Annotated in this window: 3 protein-coding genes; 2 read left to right on the top strand and 1 reads right to left on the bottom strand. The window is 68.8% G+C overall.

The window, feature by feature from the left end:
* Together FV228_RS25275 and FV228_RS25270 are read left to right on the top strand one after the other, a co-directional pair.
* Nucleotides 1–274: tyrosine-type recombinase/integrase (locus tag FV228_RS25275; protein WP_147857063.1), on the top strand; the 274-nt coding region annotated here is incomplete at its 5' end.
* A 152-nt stretch (nt 275–426) separates the two neighbouring features.
* On the top strand, nt 427–1,284 hold the full coding sequence (locus FV228_RS25270; protein WP_147857062.1) for a response regulator: 858 nt from the start codon (nt 427–429) through the stop codon (nt 1,282–1,284).
* A gap of 21 nt (nt 1,285–1,305) precedes the next feature.
* Here FV228_RS25270 and lpdA read toward each other — a convergent pair whose 3' ends face one another.
* Nucleotides 1,306–2,706, bottom strand: coding sequence for a dihydrolipoyl dehydrogenase (gene lpdA / locus FV228_RS25265; protein ID WP_147857061.1), 1,401 nt, complete (start codon nt 2,704–2,706; stop codon nt 1,306–1,308).
* Between the last annotated feature and the right edge of the window lie 242 nt (nt 2,707–2,948).

The following is a 2,948-nucleotide window of genomic DNA, read 5'->3' as shown; positions in this document are numbered from 1 at the left end:
GTTCGTGGGGGCCCGCGGCGGGCCGCTTTCGCCGCGCATCATCCAGTACACGGTGGCCCGCGCCCGGGGGGCGCTCGGCCTGCCCGACAGCGCGACGCCCCATGCCCTGCGCCATTCCTTCGCGACGCATCTGCTCGCCCGGCAGGGCGAGCTGCGGGCGATCCAGGAACTGCTCGGCCACGCCTCCCTGTCGACCACGCAGCTCTACACCCAGGTCGACGCCGCCCGGCTGATGAGCGCCTACACGGCTGCGCATCCGCGGGCGGGCCGTTGATCTAGACTATCGACGATAGTGCAAACGGCTAATTGCACGGGTTTTTCGCCTGGATAGTCCGTAGACGTGGCTTATTGGGTCGCCTTTTAAGGGGTTCGTCATCACCTGCATCCATGCTCTGGATTGGGGGATGCGGTTGTCGGGGCGTAGCCATGGAGCTTGATCAGGCGAGGTCGCCCGCGCGCGTCGCGATCGCGGATTGCGATGCGGGGCGTCGCGCCGCCCTGCGGGCGATCGTCGAACGCTTCGACCCCCACGCCGTGATCGACGAGGCCACGTCGGGTCAGGCGCTGTGCGACATCCTCCTGCAGAAACGCCCGAGCCTCGCCTTCGTGGGGCTCCAACTCGCCGACCTGAGCGGACCCGAGGCCGTCGCGGTCGCGCGCCGGGCCGGCGCCGAGCCGCCCTGCCTGGTCCTGGTCGCCAACCGGGTGCTGCCGCACTGGCAGGAGATCGCCCAGAGCCTCGGCGCCTACGAGGTGCTGAAGACGCCGCTCGATCCCGGCCATATCGAGCAATTGCTGCATGCCGATGCCCGCCGACGCACCCCGACCCGGGCGCTGCTGGCCTGCTCGTCGCCCGCAGGCCGGACCGCGATAAGCCGGGTGGTGGCCCGCAGCGGCTTCGCGATCGCGCTTGAGGAGACCAATTGCGGCCGCCACGCCTTGAGCCAGCTCAAGCTCGGTGCCTACGATTTCGCCTTCCTCGATGTGAAGCTCGGCGGCATCGAAGGGATGGAACTCGCCTGCCAGATCCAGCCCCTCGGGCTGCCGACCCGGATCACCCTTCTGACCACCTCGGAGTTGGAGCCGATCGCCCAGGCGGGGCGCTATTTCGGCGTCGACGCGGTGCTGCGGATGCCGTTCTACGCCCGCGACATCGACCTGGCGCTGCACAACGCCCTGGGCCTGCGCCGGCCGTATCTCCTGAACGCGCTCACCGCCCCGCCGGCGCCGAGCGCACTCCTGCGGATCGCCGATCTTCCGAACGCCCGGCGCAAGATCGCCTGATCCTGCGCCGGGTTCTGCCGATCAGACGTGGATGGCACGCTTGGACACGGCGAGCGCCGCTTCCTTGACCGCCTCGGTGAGCGTCGGGTGCGCGTGGCAGGTCCGGGCGATGTCCTCGGAGGAGGCGCCGAACTCCATCGCCACCGCGACCTCGGCGATCAGGTTGCCGGCATCCGCCCCGACGATGTGCACGCCGAGCACCCGGTCGGTCTGCGCGTCGGCCAGCACCTTCACGAAGCCCTCCGTGGTGCCGTTCGCCTTGGCGCGGCCGTTGGCCGTGAACGGGAATTTTCCCGCATTGTAGGCGATGCCGTCCTTGGTCAGTTCCTCCTCGGTCTTGCCGACGGAGGCCACCTCCGGGAACGTGTAGACCACGTTCGGGATCACGCCGTAATTGACGTGGCCGGACTGGCCGGCCAGCATCTCGGCGATGGCGACGCCCTCGTCCTCCGCCTTGTGGGCGAGCATCGGCCCGGCGATCACGTCGCCGATCGCGTAGATGCCGGTGACGTTGGTGGCGTAGTGGGCATCCGTGAGGATCCGGCCCTTGTCGTCGCGCTGCACGCCCACCGTGTCGAGGCCGAGGCCCTCGGTGTAGGGCACCCGGCCGATCGCCACGAGGACGACGTCCGCCTGCAGGCTCTCCGCCTCGCCGCCCGCGGCCGGCTCCACGGTGACGTTCGCACCCTTCTTGCCGACCTCGACGCCGGTCACCTTGGTGGACAGCTTGAGCTGGATGCCCTGCTTGGTCAGGATCCGCTGGAACTGCTTGCCGACCTCTCCGTCCATGCCGGGGAGCACCCGGTCAAGATACTCCACCACGGTGACCTCGGCGCCGAGCCGACGCCAGACCGAGCCGAGCTCCAGACCGATCACCCCGGCGCCGATGACCAGGAGCTTCTTCGGCACCCGGTCGAGCTCCAGGGCGCCCGTGGAGGAGACCACGACCTTCTCGTCGATGGTCACGCCCGGCAAGCGCGTCACGTCGGACCCGGTGGCGATGACGATGCTCTTGGTCTCGAGCATCTGGTTGCCGCCATCCTCGGACACGACCTCGACTCGGCCGGCGCCCGCGATCTTGCCGGTGCCGTGGAAGGTGTCGACCTTGTTCTTCTTCAGCAGGAACTCGACGCCCTTGGTGTTGCCGGCGACACCCTCGGCCTTGAAGCTCATCATCTTCTTCAGATCGAGCTTCACGCCGCTGACCTCGATGCCGAGGTCGGGGAAATGCTTGGTCGCCTCCTCGAACGCCTCGGAGGCGTGCAGCAGCGCCTTCGACGGGATGCAGCCGACGTTGAGGCAGGTGCCGCCGTGGGTCGCCCGCTTCTCGACCACGGCGGTCCGCAGGCCGAGCTGCGCCGCGCGGATCGCGCAGACGTAGCCGCCTGGGCCGGTGCCGATGACGACGAGATCGTAGGACATGAGAATTCGCTTCCGGTCGGTCATGCCGCCTGGGGCGGTCGAAGAGAAAGGGGTATCGAGGGCGGCTTAGCGGCCGCCGGCGACGTCGAGGATGGCGCCCGTGGTGTAGGCGGCCTCCTCGGACACGACCTCGACTCGGCCGGCGCCCGCGATCTTGCCGGTGCCGTGGAAGGTGTCGACCTTGTTCTTCTTCAGCAGGAACTCGACGCCCTTGGTGTTGCCGGCGACACCCTCGGCCTTGA

This window comes from Methylobacterium sp. WL18, from assembly GCF_008040015.1.
Classification (GTDB): domain Bacteria; phylum Pseudomonadota; class Alphaproteobacteria; order Rhizobiales; family Beijerinckiaceae; genus Methylobacterium; species Methylobacterium mesophilicum.
Note: the sequence above shows the minus strand (reverse complement) of the source record. Positions and strands in the feature narration are given on the sequence as shown.

Bases quoted from the DNA above. Each gene is read 5' to 3' on its own strand.
- FV228_RS25270 (WP_147857062.1), top strand. From the start codon at position 427: ATGGAGCTTGATCAGGCGAGGTCGCCCGCGCGCGTCGCGATCGCGGAT.
- lpdA (WP_147857061.1), bottom strand. From the start codon at position 2,706: ATGTCCTACGATCTCGTCGTCATCGGCACCGGCCCAGGCGGCTACGTC.